The organism is Pseudarthrobacter enclensis (genome assembly GCF_030811655.1).
In the GTDB taxonomy this organism is placed as follows: domain Bacteria; phylum Actinomycetota; class Actinomycetes; order Actinomycetales; family Micrococcaceae; genus Arthrobacter; species Arthrobacter enclensis_A.
On the sequence record NZ_JAUSRE010000021.1, the window covers coordinates 1 to 15342 of the forward strand.

Genomic DNA, 15342 nt, shown 5'->3' on the forward strand with positions numbered 1-15342 from the left:
ATGACCAAGTGGGTGTTTTGGCTTCCCTCGTCACCCCTGACGCCGGGGTCTGATCAAGGAATACGCCAAGACTCAATCCGCAGGGATGCCAGTAGTTTGCTTTAATCTTCAAGTAACCCGCTATTTTTAGAATATATACCTACCACTCCTGCTGCCCAATCAGGACGGGCTAACACCGGGCGCTGACGAGTAGCGACCGGTCTCCTCTCCAGTTTTGACCAGCCACAGTTCCGGTTGTTTAGCGTTGCATTTTCGTTGCTTTACTCTTGCAAGCCTGCGATGATTGAGAAATGGAAGCAACGACCCGGCATGACATTCATCTGGGGACCACCCGGATGAACATTCACGACCTTGTGCGCGAACTCAATGAGAATCTGGGTACGACGGTCGTCCAGACCATGGCCGGAGTGAAGGACCGCACGTCCCCGTTCCGCTGGGCCAAGCCTGACGGCCCGGAGCCCCGCCCCGAAGTCGAATCCCGCCTGCGCCTGGGTCATCGCGTCTGGAAGACCCTTGAGCTCGCTGAAGGAAAGCATGTCGCGTTGGCCTGGCTGATGGGCGCAAACCCGCGCCTGGACGAGGAACTTCCTGTCCTTTACATCCAGCAGCTGCGTTCCCGTGAGGTTTTGGGAGCCGCCGAAGCATTCGTGAATGACACCTACGCCGCATGATCTCAACCGCCAAGGGGCGCCAGTGCGCCTCGACGGGGCTCACCCTTGTCCAGGCCGCCGGCCATATTTCGTTCAGGGTGGCGAAGGACCGCTACGGCGCGTTGTCGGTCAGGAAAAATTCCATCGTTGGCCCGATGCCCATCGGAACGGCCGCGACCAGCGATTCCCGGGGACGGTACGACAGCATGGGCTCAACGATCTACCTCGCCGACTCCCGCCAGTGCGCCTACGCCGAGGTATTGCTCGGCTTCCGGCAGCAGCGCGCGTCCGTGGCCAAGGCCGCGGAATCGATCGGATGGACTGTCGAGGACTACATCACCAGTGTCCGGGTCCAGGCCGAGGAGAACGGGATTGACGTCCCATGGGCCATATCCGTGGACTGGCAAATGGACCGTTCGATTTACGAAATTCGGCTCCCTGGCCAAGGGTGGTGGGTTCAGATAGACGACGCGGCCACCCTCCGCGCCCTTGAAGCCCTCACACCAACCACGGCGGGGCTGACCGAACGCCTGCAGCTCCTCACGGCCGGCTCCCTCACCGGTGACGACCGTGATCTGACAACCCTGCTCGCCCACGTCATCCGCGGAACGGTGTTAGACGATGGCTCAGAACCACTGGGGATCAGCTACCCATCAAAAACACTGACTGGAAGGTGCTGGGCGTACTGGGACCGACGGGCTGACGAAGGCCTCTCCCCCAGCCGCAACGGCCTGCTGCAGCTGACCTCCGAAAATGTCGGACCCGACCCTGAATTCCACCGTGTAGCCGAACTGTACGGTCTACCGGTCCTCGGAGCTCGCCCATGAAATCAAGGAAATCTTCCGAGCGCCGCCCCGGTAGGCCGCCCACTGCTGGCGGCTGCAGGACTGCCGGCCGTTGGCAGAGGGGCCCCGGCTAGATCAGGCATTAGGTACTTCGCCACTTTGAGGCTGCTCGGGGGTAATGCGCTGCAGCAGCGCGTCATGGGCTTCCTGGAGCGCGTCCGCGCGGGCCTGCGCGGCGGCCGCCCGGGTTGCTGCTGCCGCAGCTTCGGCCGTTGCTTCCTGGCCGGCTGAGCGGGCCTGCTCTAACTGCTCGGCATTGGTGGTTAGCTGGCGTTCCAGCTCCTCTATTTTGGCCACCAGCTCGGAGACAGCGGACTCCTTGTCGGCAGTCACTTTGTCGAGGTCGGCAACAAGCTCGGCGACCTCTTCATTCAGCTCCTTTTTCTCCCGGGCCCAGAGCTCACCGGTGGCGGCGTGGCGCTCGTTCGCAAGGGTGGACGCTTCCGCCCAGACAGCCCCGGCCAGACGCGCCGCCTGCTCGAGGATGGCCGGCGGGGTCGCCGCGACCTGACCTCCTGCGGACTGCTTCTCCTCGGCCCATTCCTTCAGATAGCGGGTGGCGTCAGCGTTACTAACGCCCGCAGCAGATCGAACAGTGGACACGGTCGGGCGCCGCTCGGCGCTGATCTGCTCCGCAGCAGCAAAAACCCGCTCTTTAGCACTCGAGCTCATACAAAGTCCTTAAAAAAGTAGTAGGAGTAGTACCAAAACTACTCCTACTACTACTATTCGGCAATATCCAGACGTCCCGCGGGCCGACCGCGCCCCCGTCCATGTGGTGGGTAGGCCCACGCCAAAGGGCTGCGTAGCGGGGAGCCCTCGTGGGTGGCCTCCCCAAGCAGAGCAGTTTGCGGCGCCGTCCAGGAGCCTTAGGTGCGATACACGTCCATGAAAGGAGTAGGAGTAGTAGTTTGCTTCCTACTACTACTGCCCGCGTGCAAGGAAGCCCATTCGGGTATGACTGTGTGCCCCGGAGATGACTGGTCCTCGGGCTGCTCTGCTCCGGTGTGTGGCATGTCGCCCCCGGACGTGGCGCTGCACCGCGTCCGCACCCTGGGCGGGAGCCTCAAGGAGCTGAAGGCCGAGCTCGATGAAGCCGTGGCTACCGCAAGGGCGGGGGCGTCTCCTGGGAAAAGATCGGCACGGCCTTCGGGATCAGCCGGCCAGGGCCCAGAAACGCTGGGAGAGGGTATCCGCGGATGAGCGCACGCCAGCGTAAGACGCTTGAAGCGACGCCCGACCGCCCCGGAGCACAGGGGCTTCCGCCCCTCCAGCGCCCCTATTCCCCTTCCGGCACGTCGTCCGCCAGTTCCCCCGCGGCGATCCGGTCAGCGGTGCGCCGGTAAGCATCTGCTATATAGTCCTCGAGATCCTGGCGCCCAACGCGCCAGAGCCCCCGGGCTCCAACCTGAAAAGCGCGAAGCTCCCCGGTATGAATGAGGTTCCGGATGAGGCTGCTTTTGGAATTCAATTCTTCGGCGACCTGCTCGATGGTCAGAAAGCGGCGCTTGCCGTGTTCAGCGGTCACCTGGACATCCTAAGGTGAGCAGCACCCAGACGGGGCCAGTTTGCGGGCCCCGGCCTTCCGTTGAGATTTCCTGGGCTGGACGGCATGCAGGGCTTACCGGCTCATGCCCTTTTGAAGGAGCTTTGTCGGGCCGCTGGCTCCGCGCGTCTTGCGGGCCTTTGCAGGCCTTGATCCCTTGTCTACGGCTGCGCTGGGCGGTGTGCCCTGGTCCTGATCGGCACTGAGCCGCGCTTGTACAGCTTCGCGGTCGGCCACGCTTTCCAGGCTGGCGGCCAGTGTTTGGCGGCGTTCGGCCGAGTCGTATTTGACTCCCGCTTCATGGTGCAGATGCTCGGCGCTGGGATTGTCGCGGGCAGCTGTCCAATCCCTGATCAGCTTCCTTTCCATGTCCTTTTCCTCGGCGACGCTGTCGGCAAAGTTGTGCCGCTGTTCCCAGTTATGTGCCTCGATGGGTTTTGCCTCATGGAGCCAGGCCAGCGCTTCGTCGAGGTCTTCCTTGGAGGGTGCCTCAACGGCGGCCGTCCGTTGCCTGTCTTCTCGGTCGGCTTCCGCGAGCAGCTGTGCAGCCTGGGCATTCTCGTCCCGTCCGGCGGTGCGTTCCGATTGGGCTTGGTCGCGGTCCTGTTCGGCCTTCGCCATTGCGGCAGCCACGGATGCTTCGTCGGCGCCCAGGTTGTCCACGTCCAGGCCGTAGCGGCGCTGCACCTGGTCACGGATTGCCTCGGCTGCGTCGCGTGCTGCCGGGTCCTGGTCCTTCCACGCGGTGGCGGTCTCGTGGACCCGTTCGATGTCGCGGCCGCTGGCGGTGTCCCACCATCGGTTGTCCATGACCGGGGCGAGCTGTGCGCGGGCAGCAGACCGCTCGGCCTCGTACCGGGCCTGCAGTTCCCGGGCTTGTTGTTCCTCGGCCGCCTGGGCGCGGCGCAGCTCCTGTTCGCGTGTCCTGGCCAGCTGCTCACCGAGCCGTCCGGCGACGGTCAGCCCGACGCGGGTCATTCCTTCGATGGCTTCCTCGATGCCGTCAGATTCACTCATGGTTCCCCCTCCTGGTGGTCATCTTTCAAGATCCGGGCGGGTGCTCCCGCCCGGGGTGGTCGTGTGGGTACGTGCCTGCTCGTATTTCGGTGGCAGCACCGAACCGGCGGGGCGTCCTTGGGTCTGGCCGGCGGTGCTCGTGCGGACGGCTTCGGCCGCTTCACTATCTGCAGCCGGTGCCGGCGCGGGAGTGTTGGGCAGCGCGGCGGCGACCTGGCTCAATTGGTGCCTGACCATGTGGCTGATCTGCCGTGCCCGGCGAAGATCGTTTGAGGCCTTGTGCATGTCGTGGACGGCCTTGGCGACGTTGAGCAGCTGCCGCAGCATGATCGCTTGGGCAGCGGTTCCCGCCCCGCCCATCGTGGCCGCCATGAGCATCAGCGAGGCTCCCCGGGCCGATGGTCCGACGCTGCGGATCGGCCTGATCGGGTAGCGGCGGAGCTGCGCCGTCTTAGCCAGTTCATCGGCTGCCGCTGCCAGGGGCCCGGGCGTGGATTCCGTGGCTGTCGACCAGGCAGCAAACGCCCCCGACGTTTCGCGGGCTACATGCGCCCAAGTGGCGTGGTCATCCAGCGGAACGGAGCGCAGGTTTTCGCGCAGCCGTGCGACTTCGTCGCTGTACTGCTCCCACAGTTGCGGGTCCGGTTCGTAAGCTTCACGGCCGATCGTGACAGGACGCCGCCCACGGGCTGCTGCCTGCCATTCGGCGACGGCCTCGGTCGCCGCCTGCGGGGTGTCCTGCCACTCGGTGCGGAGCTTGGGCAGGGCAAGGTCTTTTGCGAGGTGGCCGCCGCCGAACCAGACCGGCCTGCCACCTCTTGGGGGGCGTTCGGCCACGCTGTAGCCGACCACGACGTCGTCGCGTCCGGACGCGTACCGCGGCCTGACTAGGGCACCGGTGCGGCGGATACGGCGAATGAATTCTGCCTCATCTTGGGCGGCGATGGCGCAGGCGCGGACCTTGCGTTCCAGGGACCGGCGTTCCGGTTCGGGTGCGCCGCGCCGTGCGGATGCTTCGCGCTCACCGGGGCGCAGACCGCGGGTGGAATGCGTGGGTGAGAGTTCTTCCAGGCCGTACTTTTTCTCGAGCTCGCGGGCTACTTGTTGCGCGCGGGGGAAGTCCCGCCAGCTGCTCCACTTGGTGCCGTCCTCGCGGACCATGGACGCGGCGATGTGGATGTGATCGTTCCCGGCTTTGCTGTGGCCGTGACGGATCGCGACCCATTGTGCCGGTGCACGGCCGCTGGCTTCGGTGAACCCCATTTCGTCCATGAAGTCTTGGGCGATGTCCGCCCATTTCTCGTCGGTGAGGTCGCCTTCTTCGGCGCGCAGTGACAGGGAGCAGTGCCAGACGTGTCCGCCGGGAATCTCGACACCCAGGACGCTGCGGGCGCGGTCGAGTTCCTTGGCAATGGCCCCGGCGGCGTCGGCGTTCAGTTCGTCGTCGTTGTGCCAGGCCATGATCGACGGTGAGCCCGCGACCAGGTGCGGGTCGGTGTGCTCGTTCGCCCTCCCGGGACCGGCCAGGTATGCGATGAGCCCGTGCATGCGGGTGCCCTTGGTGATGTTGGGAATCATCAGCGCACCATCGAATCCAGCATCGTATTGAGCCGGTCGGCGACGGCCCGGACACGGGTCAACACGGTGCGGGCAGCTTCCGGGAACTCGTCGGTGGCGTTGGCGTGACGGGCCAGCTGGTTGACGTTGTTCGACAGGGCTGCAAGGTAGCGGCGTGCGGCGATGAATTCCACAGCCATCGCCCGGCGTTCAGCCAGCGATTCGGAGTTTTCCGCGTACAGGGCAGCGCTGACAAGGATCTCCGATGGGCTGCGCCCGGTCCGTTCTTCCAGGATCTTCAGCTGTGCCCGTTCGAACTCCGACATCGACACGCGCACGTACTGGGTGGCACCGTCAATGTTCGCCCGGCGGCGGCGGGCGAACCGGCGGGGAGACTTCTGCTCTTCGCTCATCCCGTGCCCCTCCCCCACATGCCCAGCGCAGCGCCCCGGACTTTCCGGGCCGACACCCTCAGTGTCGCCGATCAACGCGCGCAGGCCGTGGATCGACACGCTGGTTATGGCACATAACCATCTAGCTTGCTCCGGAAAATCGTCTGCACCCGTATTCGGAGCTTTGGTGGTTGTCCGGTACTGCCCTGCAGGACGCTTCGCGTCTGACTTGTTCACAACGACTGCGTCGTTCCGTTTCGGCTGGGTGAGGCTACTGCCCGGTCCTTCCTTGGCAAGTCTCCGCAGCCGGCTTTCGCGGCATATCCTCGCTCCGCTCCGGTATTCCACGGTCCGGCCACTCCGACTGGCCAATTCCTTCACCGGCCAAGTTTCGGCAAGCGTGCCGAAAGGAACGCGGCATAGGGATAGCGAAAGGTACAGTTTTGGCTCTCATCTCACCAACCACAGTGGCCAGGCAATACGGCGTCTCATCGACGCAACTGCGACAGTGGCGGCGACGGGGCATCGGCCCCGAATACTTCCAGTTCACGGCACGAACTGTCAGCTACTCTGAGGACTATCTGCGGGACTGGTTCAGCGATCCCCGGAACGCCGGCCTTCTGGCCGGTGTTACGGAAGCTGGGCGTGAAACGCCGTGCTCCGAAGAGCGCGTCAGGCGCCGGACAGCCGCAGAGTAATCGTTAGGCTGGATCCCATGGCTACCCTCGACATTGAACAGACACGCAACCAAGCCCGCGCCCTGCTGGACTCCCGCATCAAATCCGTCACCGCCCTGGTGAAGAGCCGCCAGCGCATCAATGATTTGCGGGATCAACTCGTCGCTGCCGAACGCGACGACAAGCGCGCCTACGTGCAAGCCACGCGGGACGGATGGAGCGCGGACGAACTCAAAAAACTTGGTCTCGAACCGGCGGCTGCAAAGCGCCGGCGGACGGCAAAGCGCTCCATAGGATCGGACCAGGGCAGCGACCAGGACAACGGCGCATCCTTCGCCGAACAGTGACCCCCACACCGATGCCCTGGGTGACACAAGATCCGCGGAGCTGACACCCGAAAATGGCTGTTGGACACAAAAAAGGACCGGAGCAATGAACTGCTCCCCGAAAGTTGGACTGATAATTCAGTTCTGACTTTCGGGGAGTAGTTTTATGCATAGAAGAAGTTCGTTGTCGCAGGAGCAGCGCGAGGCCGCGGTAGCGTTGTTTGAAACGGGTTGGGGTGCTTGGGCGGTAGCGACCCGACTCGCAGTAGGCAGGGGTGCCATCAAGCGGTTATACGATCGATGGCGGATACGCGGAGGTACGACGCTGATAGCCAAGCCAACCCGTCCGGTGTACTCGTTTCAGTTCAAACTTGATGCTGTGGAGAGATACCGTGCGGGTGAGCCCAGGGTGGCTCTGGCGAAGGAGCTTGGGCTGTCTTCCCCGCTGATGCTGGAGAAATGGGCGCGGCAGTACCGGACGGAGGGCGAGGACGGGCTGCGGCCCAAGCCGAAAGGCCGGCCTAAGACAAACCCCGCGACACCAAGCAAACCAGAACCTGAGCTGCAGCGGCTACGCCGTGAGAACGAGCGACTGCGTGCTGAGGTGGCCTTCCTGGGAAAAGTGCAGGCCTTGAGGGACGAGGAACGGCGCTAAAGGTTCGCGCCGTCATCGCTCTCAAGGCTGAGCACCGGTTGGAAGTTCTCCTGGACGTTGCCGGCTTAGCTCGGTCCACGTTCTTCTATCACCAGGCCCGACTTAATCGGCCCGATCCACAAGCCTCCCTGAAGGCAGCTGTCACTGAGATTTTTACGAAGAACCACCGCCGTTACGGGCACCGCCGGATCCACATCGAGCTGTTGAAGCAAGGGTGGAGGGTCGCGAAGAAGACCGTACTGAAGCTCATGCGTTCCCTGCGGCTGGTTTGTAAGGTCCGAAGCAGGAAACGCTACAACTCCTATCAGGGCGAGCAAGGCGTTGTTGCCCCGAACCTGCTCAAACGCCAGTTCGAAGCGGATGCCCCAAACCAGAAGTGGGTCACTGATGTGACCGAGTTCAGCGTCGGTGACCGGAAACTCTACCTCTCACCGATCATGGACCTCTTTGACCGGCAGATCATCTCCTACGCTCTTGGAATCTCTCCCAACCTGGAACTGGCAAACGCTTCACTGCGTGGCGCACTCGCAATGCTCGAGGACGGCCAGAAACCCTTGGTGCACTCCGATCAGGGATTCCAATATCAACACAGTTCCTGGCGCACGCTCTTGGCGGACGCCGGCGCGGTCCAATCGATGTCCCGCAAGGCCAATTGCTACGACAATGCCGTTATGGAGAACTTCTTCGGACACCTCAAGGAAGAGCTCTTCCACCGCGTCCGGTTCCTTAGTACCGAGGCACTTGAATCTGCGCTGCACGAATACATCCACTGGTACAACACCGAAAGAATCTCCACGAAGCTGAAGGGATTAAGCCCGGTTCAATACCGCGCCTACCTGCTCGCTGCGTAGCGCGTTGCCCGCTGTGATCGGGGTGGGGATCTCACGGCCGTTCGCTGAGCCTTTTAATGAACTCGTCGGCCTGGGCCAGGTTGCGCGCCATCTTGGCCCGCTGCTGCATGGCCCGTTCGAGAAACCCCGTCAAGGCCCCGTTTTCAGCATTATCCGATGCCAGAAGGGCGAGGATCTCAGCCATTTCCTCCAGTGAAAAACCTAGCGGCTTCATCTGCTTAATGACCATCAGGCGTTCGAAATCATCCTCTGAGAACACCCTGAAACCACCATGAGTACGTGCCGTTGCCGGAAGCAGCCCGACATCGTCATAGTGGCGGATGGTCCGCAGGGACAGGCCCGTCCGCTCTGCCAGCTCGCCGATGTGCATGGTGTTGGTGCTGCTGGTCTTAGCCGTCATCAGCGCCTCCGTCCTGTTCGGATTTAAACTCTACCATCACGTTAGGGTAGAGTTTTCGTATGGGGTGAGACCTTCAAGAGTAAATCCCCCTCCTCCCCGGCGCGGCGCTGCGCCCCCAAAGTCACTTGCACAATGAAGCCGCACCCGCGCGTCTTCCTCACCACGAACGGAGCCAGAAATGGCCGCCACACAAGTCGAACACCCGCCGGCGTTCACCCCTGAACAGCTGCAGTCGGTGCGGGGCACCCTGATGTCACCGCGCCGGCTCAAGACCGAAGTCCTGGCCGGCCTCGTCGTCGCCCTTGCCCTGATCCCGGAAGCGATCGCCTTCTCGATCATCGCCGGAGTGGACCCGCGGATCGGACTCTTCGCGTCCTTCACCATGGCCGTCACCATCGCCTTCGTCGGTGGCCGCCCCGCCATGATCTCCGCCGCTACCGGCGCGATCGCCCTGGTCATCGCGCCGCTGGTGAAGACCCACGGGGTGGACTACTTTGTCGCCGCCGTCATCCTCGCCGGCATCTTCCAGATCATCCTGGGCCTGTCCGGGGTGGCAAAGCTCATGCGGTTTATCCCGCGCTCGGTCATGGTGGGCTTCGTCAACGCGCTGGCCATCCTGATTTTCATGTCTCAGGTCCCCGAGCTGATCGGTGTCCCGTGGCTGGTCTACCCGCTCACGGCGCTGGGCCTGGTCGTTGTCTTTGGCCTGCCGAAGCTGACCAAGGCCGTCCCCGCACCGTTGGTTGCCATCATTGTCTTGACGCTGATCACCGTTTTCGCCGCCGTCGCGGTCCCCACGGTGGGCGACAAGGGCGAGCTGCCCGACGCGCTGCCGACCCTGTTCATTCCGAACGTTCCGTTCAGCCTCGAGACCCTGCAGATCATCTTCCCCTTCTCCCTGGCCATGGCCTTAGTGGGCCTGCTTGAATCCCTCATGACCGCCAAGCTGGTGGACGACGTCACGGACACCCGCTCACACAAAACCCGCGAGGCCTGGGGCCAGGGGGTCGCGAACGTCGTCACCGGCTTGTTCGGCGGCATGGGCGGCTGCGCGATGATCGGCCAGACCATGATCAACGTCAAGGCCTCAGGCGCACGGACACGGATCTCCACCTTCCTCGCCGGTGTCTTCTTGCTGATACTCGTCGTCGCCTTGGGCGGCATCGTCTCACTGATCCCCATGGCCGCGCTGGTCGCCGTCATGATCTTCGTCTCCGTCGCCACCTTCGACTGGCACAGCATCCACCCCCGGACCCTGAAGATCATGCCCAAGAGCGAAACCGCGGTCATGGTCGCCACCGTCATCGGCACCGTGGCCACGCACAACCTGGCCGTGGGCGTCGGTGCCGGCGTCATGGTCGCGATGGTCCTGTTCGCCCGCCGCGTCGCACACCTGGTCACCGTCGAACGCCACGTCACAATCACCGGCGGCCATGAAACCGCCACCTACGTCGTGGACGGAGAACTGTTCTTCGCTTCCTCCAATGACCTTTACACCCAGTTCGAGTACGCGCTGGACCCCGACCGCGTAATTATCGACATGCACGCCTCCCACCTCTGGGATGCCTCCACCATCGCGGCCCTGGACGCCATTACTGAGAAATACCACCACCACGGTAAAGAGGTAAAGATCATCGGCCTCAACGACGCCAGCACCCTCATGCGCGAACGCCTCGGCGGTAAACTCAGCGCCGGCCACTGAACAAACCGAAAGAGCTCCCCTCCAAACTCTGGAAGGGAGCTCTTTCGCGTATCAAACGACAGCGGTCGATGAAACTTTAGCTACTGTCTTGGGATCATAATTAAAGAGTCCAACTTTCGGGGACCAGTTCACAATCCGGTCCTTTTTTGTCCTTCGGCAAAAGGAAATCTTCAATCCACTCTAGCCCACCCATGAAGGTATGCCTGGTAACCAAGCAACGGCATCATTTTTCGACACCTGAGCTGGTGCCGGCAGCACGCGAGCTTGCACCTTGGTATGCGCGGCACTTTGGTGAGGGGCGTGGCGGGGTGCGCGGATTGGCGGTCCGCCGCTGGTGCGTGGCTGCTGTGGTTCGCCCTGGGCGGCGGACCGCCCGACTTTTGGGAGGTTCCCGCCCCTGTCGTGGTGATCGGCGGATGCCTTGCCGGGCGGTGGGGTTCCGCCCGGCAAGGGGTTCTTATGCCGCGTCGGGTTCTTCCTCTGTTGGCTTACCGCTGTCGATGATCAGCAGTTCAACAACCGATGGCTTGTATCCCCAGTGGACCAGTTGATTCAGGTAGTCCCGGTGGGTCTGGGAGGGGGAACGCCACGAGTCCTTCGCGATGGTCTTTTCGTAGCCCGCGCAGATGAGTGCGATCAGGGAAAACTCGGGCCGGGCCGTGGAGTTGGCTACATGGGTCCGGAGCGGGTTCCACGCCCAGGTTTTGGCTTCATCCACCTTTGCACCGACCATCCCAGCGGCCACCTCGCCGTCGTAGCCGCTGGCCGTTTCGGGATGGTGGGTGATCGCGTGGACGGTGAAGTACTGCCAGCCCTTGGGCGCCTGCTTCCTGGCCAGCAGGCCGGTCACGAATTCCCGGCGGACCACCTGCGCGGACAGCATCGCTTTGTTGTTTTCTATCAGGGTTTTGCGCTCGGCCTTTTGCTCCTCGGTCATCGGGCCTTTCTGCGCTGGGCGGCCGCCGTCGTAGCGTTCATACTTCGGGGCAAAACCTGTCTCCTTCCACCCCGCGATCACGGAGTGGGTCCGGTGCTGGCCCCGGTAGTCCGTGGTGATCAGGACGGCGTTGGCATCGTCCTCGGTGGCAGGCTCACCGTCCGCGCGCTTCGCGGCGGTGACGTAGAGGTTGTCGTCGTCGGCGTAGTGTCCGGCGTCTTCCACGATGGTCTTGCCCTGGGTTTCGAGTTCGGCGATCAGCGTGGCGAGGGCGGCGGCGCTTTCGCGCCGGTCCCGCAGGCGCTGGGCGACGTGCAGGATCTGGTCAGGTTCGTCCATGATGACCGACTCGAGCTCGGTCGAGGCCTCTTCGTCTGATTCAAACTCAGCCATGATCAGCGCTTCTTCGATGGTCCATCCTTTGCCGAGGGCGGCGGCTCCCGCGTCGGAGGACTTGGCCTTCAATGCGGACTCGACGGCGGTCTTGGTGCGTCCGGTCTTCTTGGCGATCGCGGCTGCGGAGACACCGATCAGGGACAGCTGGTGGTAGGCGTCGGCCTCGTCGGCTTCGGTCAGTTCGGCGCGCTGGATGTTCTCCACCACCTGCGTGACGATGCGTTCTGCTTCCTCGGGGGACTCGATGATCATTACCGGGATCAGGGGTCGCTCTGCTTCGACGGCGGCGCGGGTGCGGCGCTGGCCCATCAGGACGTGCACGGTGCCGTCGTCCTTGCGGTGGGCGATGACCGGTTCCATCACGCCGTGTTCTTTGATGCTGGCAATGAAGTCAGCGGTCAGGGCTGCGTCCTTGCGGACGTTGATATCGACCGTGAGGGTGGCGGGGTCGAGCATTTCGAGCGTGGGTGCTGCGTTCATTGGTGTTGCTCCTTTTTTTGCCGAAAGGGTTGGTGGGCGGGGCGGTTTAGGTGACCGGCCAGCTTCCCCTCTCCCCCGTTGTTTTGGCTGCTGGCGAAGCTTGCGGAGCTGTGGCCGACGGAGGCCTGTCTACCCGTAGGGCAAGGGGCGGGAAATTCCCGGAGGAAATCAGCGACGAAGGAGCGCCGCAGGGACATTTCCCGCACCGCAGGCCCCGACGAAGGAGGGGCTAGACGGGCCGGAGCGGACACGTACAATCCGTCAGGACAGCAGCCAAAAAGCGTCGCAGACACCCCAGGGCCAGGGGGTCCGGAGCTCTGCGACGGTGCCACTGGACCCAACAGCCGGCCGCGCCAGCGGACGCCCTTCAACTGGTTGCAGCGCAGCGGAAACCAGGGCGAGCCCCGCGAGCCTGCCCTTCACCCCTTGGCCCAGGAACAAGCCCACGACACCGTCAACCTTTGGCTTGCCGCCGGCGGCCGCCGCCCGGCACCTGCTCGTTGCGGGATGGGCGGTCCGCCGCCGGCAACCACCCACGAAAGCCGCCCACAGGCGGCGGACCGCCCGCGGTGACCGGCCCCGAAAGACCGGCCACCCTTTGTGGATTTAGCTGGCGAGCAGTTCGGTCAGTTCGGCCGCGTCGGTGACCAGTGCCGCGCCGCCTTCTTTCAGCAGCCGGTGGCATCCTGCGGAGTTGGCGCTGTGGACGCTGCCGGGGACGGCGGCGACGTGCCGGGCGATGGTTTCGGCGTGGTGCGCGGTATTCAGTGCGCCTGAGCGCCAGCGGGCCTCCACCACGCACGTCACCCCGGCCAGCGCGGCGATGATGCGGTTCCGCTGCAAAAAGCGGTACCGGGTGGGTGCCGATCCTGGGGGCAGTTCAGACAGGGTCAGGCCGTTGGCGCGGATCGCGGCCGCGAGGTCGGCGTTGCCGGACGGGTAGTCACGGTCCAGTCCCCCGGCCAGGACGGCGATGGTGGCCGGGCCTTCTCCGGTGCTTCCGGCCAGTGCGGCGCGGTGGGCATGGGCGTCGATGCCGTAGGCGAGTCCGGCGATGACGCAGATTCCACGTTGGGCCAGGCTGTAGGCCATGTCACCGGTGACGGCCGCGCCGTAGCTCGTGCAGTCCCGTGATCCGGCCAGCGCCGCACAGCTGGACGGGTCGGGGATCCCGTTGCCGATGTTGCCCCGGTACCAGAGTCCCAGGGGCGCGTCTGGGAGGTCGTCCAGGCCGGTGGGCCAGTGCTCATCCCCTGGGATCAGGAACCCTCCGCCCAGATGTTCGATGGTGGCCAGGTCCTTTTCCGGGTCCAGCTCCGGCACGCGGGGGGCCCAGCGCTTTAGCGCGGCCGCCAGTTCCTCGGCCGTCACGTCCGGGAGGGTGTGGGCGGGTTGGGCGCCGGTGGCGAGCCGCAGGGCGGCGTACGCGCCGAGCCTGCCCACAAGGGTCCGCCCAATTGTGTCGTTCGGTTCGAACAGGCGGGTCAGGGCTGCGCGTGCAATGCGGTCGTTCATGGTGTTGCTCCTTCTTGCCGAGAAGTTGGGTGGGTGGGGCGGCTCAGGTGACCGGCCAGCGTCCCTCTCCCCCCGTTGTTTTTGGCTGCTGGCGAAGCTTGCGGAGCTGTGCCCGTGCAGGCCCGTCTACCCGTAAGGGCAAGACCCGGAAAATCTTCGGAGGAAATAAGCGACGAAGGAGCGCCGGAGAAGACTTTTCCGGGGCGCAGGCCCCGGAGGAACGGAGGGGCTAGAGGGGCCGGAACGGGCACGTACAATCCGAAGGAATCTCAATGATGTTGTCAACGGATTCCTGCGGGTCGGTTAGGGCCCCGGTCACAATGAGGTGATCCACCAATGGGGCTTTGGAATCACGGGTGGGGATCCCCCCTCTGGATCAAGCGATCTCCTGTAGGGTTTCCGACCTGACACGTAGGGCGGCGGCGCAGAAGGAGGGGCAAACGTCAGGGGTTGCAGTAGTCACAAATACTTGGGGGTGCGGACGTTGTATCGGCTATGTCGCGGGTGTCGTGGTAAGGGCATTTGAGGCATCCAAACGTCTCAGCACGCGTCTCGCTGGTCGGCGTACCGCATGCACTGCACTGGAGCCCCGGTACCCGGCCGACTCGCCAGAACCCTGGAGTGCCGCAGGCTGGGCACAAGGAGCGAAGCTTATGGGCAAGGTCTTCGGCCGCGAGGCCGATTACTTCCATGCGTGTTGGGTTTGCGCTGGCACGCATGTCGGTCTCGATTAAGACCAAGCCGTTTGAAGATCGAGTCAACGCTCTCGAAAAGGCGCGCTCCAGGTCCTGCCAGCTCGCGATTCCCTTGCAGATGTACGTTCCGTCCTTGCCGTCAGGGCGAACGACCAGATGGTGTCCAGGAAACTGCACTTCACGGGCGAACGCCTGGGCGGCCGCCCACTCGCCGGTGAGCAGGTGATTGAAGTTTGTTTTCCCTTCGCCTATTCCCACCACCTCGAGATTGCGCTCGTTGTCCATCCAAACGATTAGTTCGATGTTCCACGGGAACATGCCGATGTAGGGATCCGGCCCAAAGGAACCCTCGCTGGCGATACCCAGCAACAGGCCCGATAATTTCATGCCCACCGATGCCTTCTTACGGGCAGTTTCCGATTGTGTTCCTGCGCGGGAAATGTCACGTGTGAAAGTACCGAGCAAGTCCGTGTCGTAACCCGTGACATGTTCAACCCGGCACCCAAGTGCATGCTCCAGCGCGGGTCCTAGCACCCGCTCCTTCCCATGTTGGGTCAGCAGAGCGACGCGTTCACCGGCATAGATTGCATGCGGGATTGGATCATCAGATTCGGCCTTGGTCACAACTCACCTTTCATGGAGCAGCAGAGGCTGAAGTGGCCGGCACCTCATCCCAGGTGCCGAGGCCGGGACAGTCCCCC

The 15342-nt window shown here is 63.6% G+C and carries 15 protein-coding genes; 6 read left to right on the top strand and 9 right to left on the bottom strand.

Going from position 1 to position 15342, the window contains the following annotated elements:
• The first annotated feature begins 290 nt into the window (after positions 1-290).
• Positions 291-671, top strand: coding sequence for a hypothetical protein (locus J2X98_RS17430; protein ID WP_012311538.1), 381 nt, complete (start codon positions 291-293; stop codon positions 669-671).
• Positions 668-1477 carry a hypothetical protein gene (locus J2X98_RS17435; protein ID WP_307310701.1) on the top strand — a complete coding sequence of 270 codons (810 nt, stop codon included), beginning with the start codon at positions 668-670 and terminating at the stop codon, positions 1475-1477. Before J2X98_RS17430 ends, J2X98_RS17435 begins: the two co-directional genes overlap by 4 nt.
• A 93-nt stretch (positions 1478-1570) precedes the next feature.
• Here the strand turns inward: J2X98_RS17435 and J2X98_RS17440 are convergent, their stop codons facing one another.
• The 5 genes from J2X98_RS17440 to mobC form a co-directional block, all read right to left on the bottom strand.
• Positions 1571-2167 carry a DNA-binding protein gene (locus J2X98_RS17440; protein WP_307310703.1) on the bottom strand — a complete coding sequence of 199 codons (597 nt, stop codon included), beginning with the start codon at positions 2165-2167 and terminating at the stop codon, positions 1571-1573.
• Between the two features lie 607 nt (positions 2168-2774).
• On the bottom strand, positions 2775-3023 hold the full coding sequence (locus tag J2X98_RS17445; RefSeq protein ID WP_028268248.1) for a helix-turn-helix domain-containing protein: 249 nt from the start codon (positions 3021-3023) through the stop codon (positions 2775-2777).
• 93 nt (positions 3024-3116) lie between these two features.
• The gene (locus tag J2X98_RS17450) at positions 3117-4058 is read right to left on the bottom strand and encodes a hypothetical protein (protein ID WP_307310706.1); all 942 of its coding nucleotides are present in this window, start codon (positions 4056-4058) and stop codon (positions 3117-3119) included.
• Between the two features lie 18 nt (positions 4059-4076).
• Positions 4077-5636, bottom strand: coding sequence for a relaxase/mobilization nuclease domain-containing protein (locus tag J2X98_RS17455; protein ID WP_307310708.1), 1560 nt, complete (start codon positions 5634-5636; stop codon positions 4077-4079).
• Positions 5636-6028, bottom strand: coding sequence for a plasmid mobilization relaxosome protein MobC (mobC, locus tag J2X98_RS17460; RefSeq protein WP_307310710.1), 393 nt, complete (start codon positions 6026-6028; stop codon positions 5636-5638). Before mobC ends, J2X98_RS17455 begins: the two co-directional genes overlap by 1 nt.
• Positions 6029-6722: 694 nt before the next feature.
• On the opposite strand from mobC, the gene J2X98_RS17465 reads away from it, so the two are divergent.
• The 3 genes from J2X98_RS17465 (at position 6723) to J2X98_RS17475 (ending at position 8516) form a co-directional block, all read left to right on the top strand.
• Positions 6723-7031, top strand: coding sequence for a hypothetical protein (locus J2X98_RS17465; RefSeq protein ID WP_307310713.1), 309 nt, complete (start codon positions 6723-6725; stop codon positions 7029-7031).
• A gap of 145 nt (positions 7032-7176) precedes the next feature.
• Positions 7177-7665, top strand: a complete 489-nt coding sequence (locus J2X98_RS22335) for a helix-turn-helix domain-containing protein (RefSeq protein ID WP_444964473.1) — start codon at positions 7177-7179, stop codon at positions 7663-7665.
• 38 nt (positions 7666-7703) lie between these two features.
• Positions 7704-8516 (top strand): IS3 family transposase, encoded by an 813-nt coding sequence (locus J2X98_RS17475; RefSeq protein ID WP_307310719.1) that lies wholly within the window; start codon positions 7704-7706, stop codon positions 8514-8516.
• Positions 8517-8547: 31 nt separating this feature from the next.
• Here the strand turns inward: J2X98_RS17475 and J2X98_RS17480 are convergent, their stop codons facing one another.
• On the bottom strand, positions 8548-8916 hold the full coding sequence (locus J2X98_RS17480) for a helix-turn-helix domain-containing protein (protein WP_236803006.1): 369 nt from the start codon (positions 8914-8916) through the stop codon (positions 8548-8550).
• A 178-nt stretch (positions 8917-9094) separates the two neighbouring features.
• Between J2X98_RS17480 and J2X98_RS17485 the strand changes: the two genes are divergently transcribed.
• Positions 9095-10618 carry a SulP family inorganic anion transporter gene (locus tag J2X98_RS17485; protein ID WP_236803007.1) on the top strand — a complete coding sequence of 508 codons (1524 nt, stop codon included), beginning with the start codon at positions 9095-9097 and terminating at the stop codon, positions 10616-10618.
• A 457-nt stretch (positions 10619-11075) separates the two neighbouring features.
• Here J2X98_RS17485 and J2X98_RS17490 read toward each other — a convergent pair whose 3' ends face one another.
• The 3 genes from J2X98_RS17490 to J2X98_RS17500 form a co-directional block, all read right to left on the bottom strand.
• Entirely contained in the window at positions 11076-12431 is a 1356-nt protein-coding gene (locus J2X98_RS17490; protein ID WP_307310724.1) for a ParB/RepB/Spo0J family partition protein, read from the bottom strand.
• A gap of 606 nt (positions 12432-13037) precedes the next feature.
• A complete protein-coding gene (gene dprA, locus J2X98_RS17495; protein WP_307310727.1) occupies positions 13038-13946 on the bottom strand; it encodes a DNA-processing protein DprA in 909 nt (302 codons plus the stop codon).
• Between the two features lie 443 nt (positions 13947-14389).
• A complete protein-coding gene (locus J2X98_RS17500) occupies positions 14390-15265 on the bottom strand; it encodes a DUF6671 family protein (RefSeq protein WP_307310729.1) in 876 nt (291 codons plus the stop codon).
• Positions 15266-15342 lie beyond the last annotated feature (77 nt).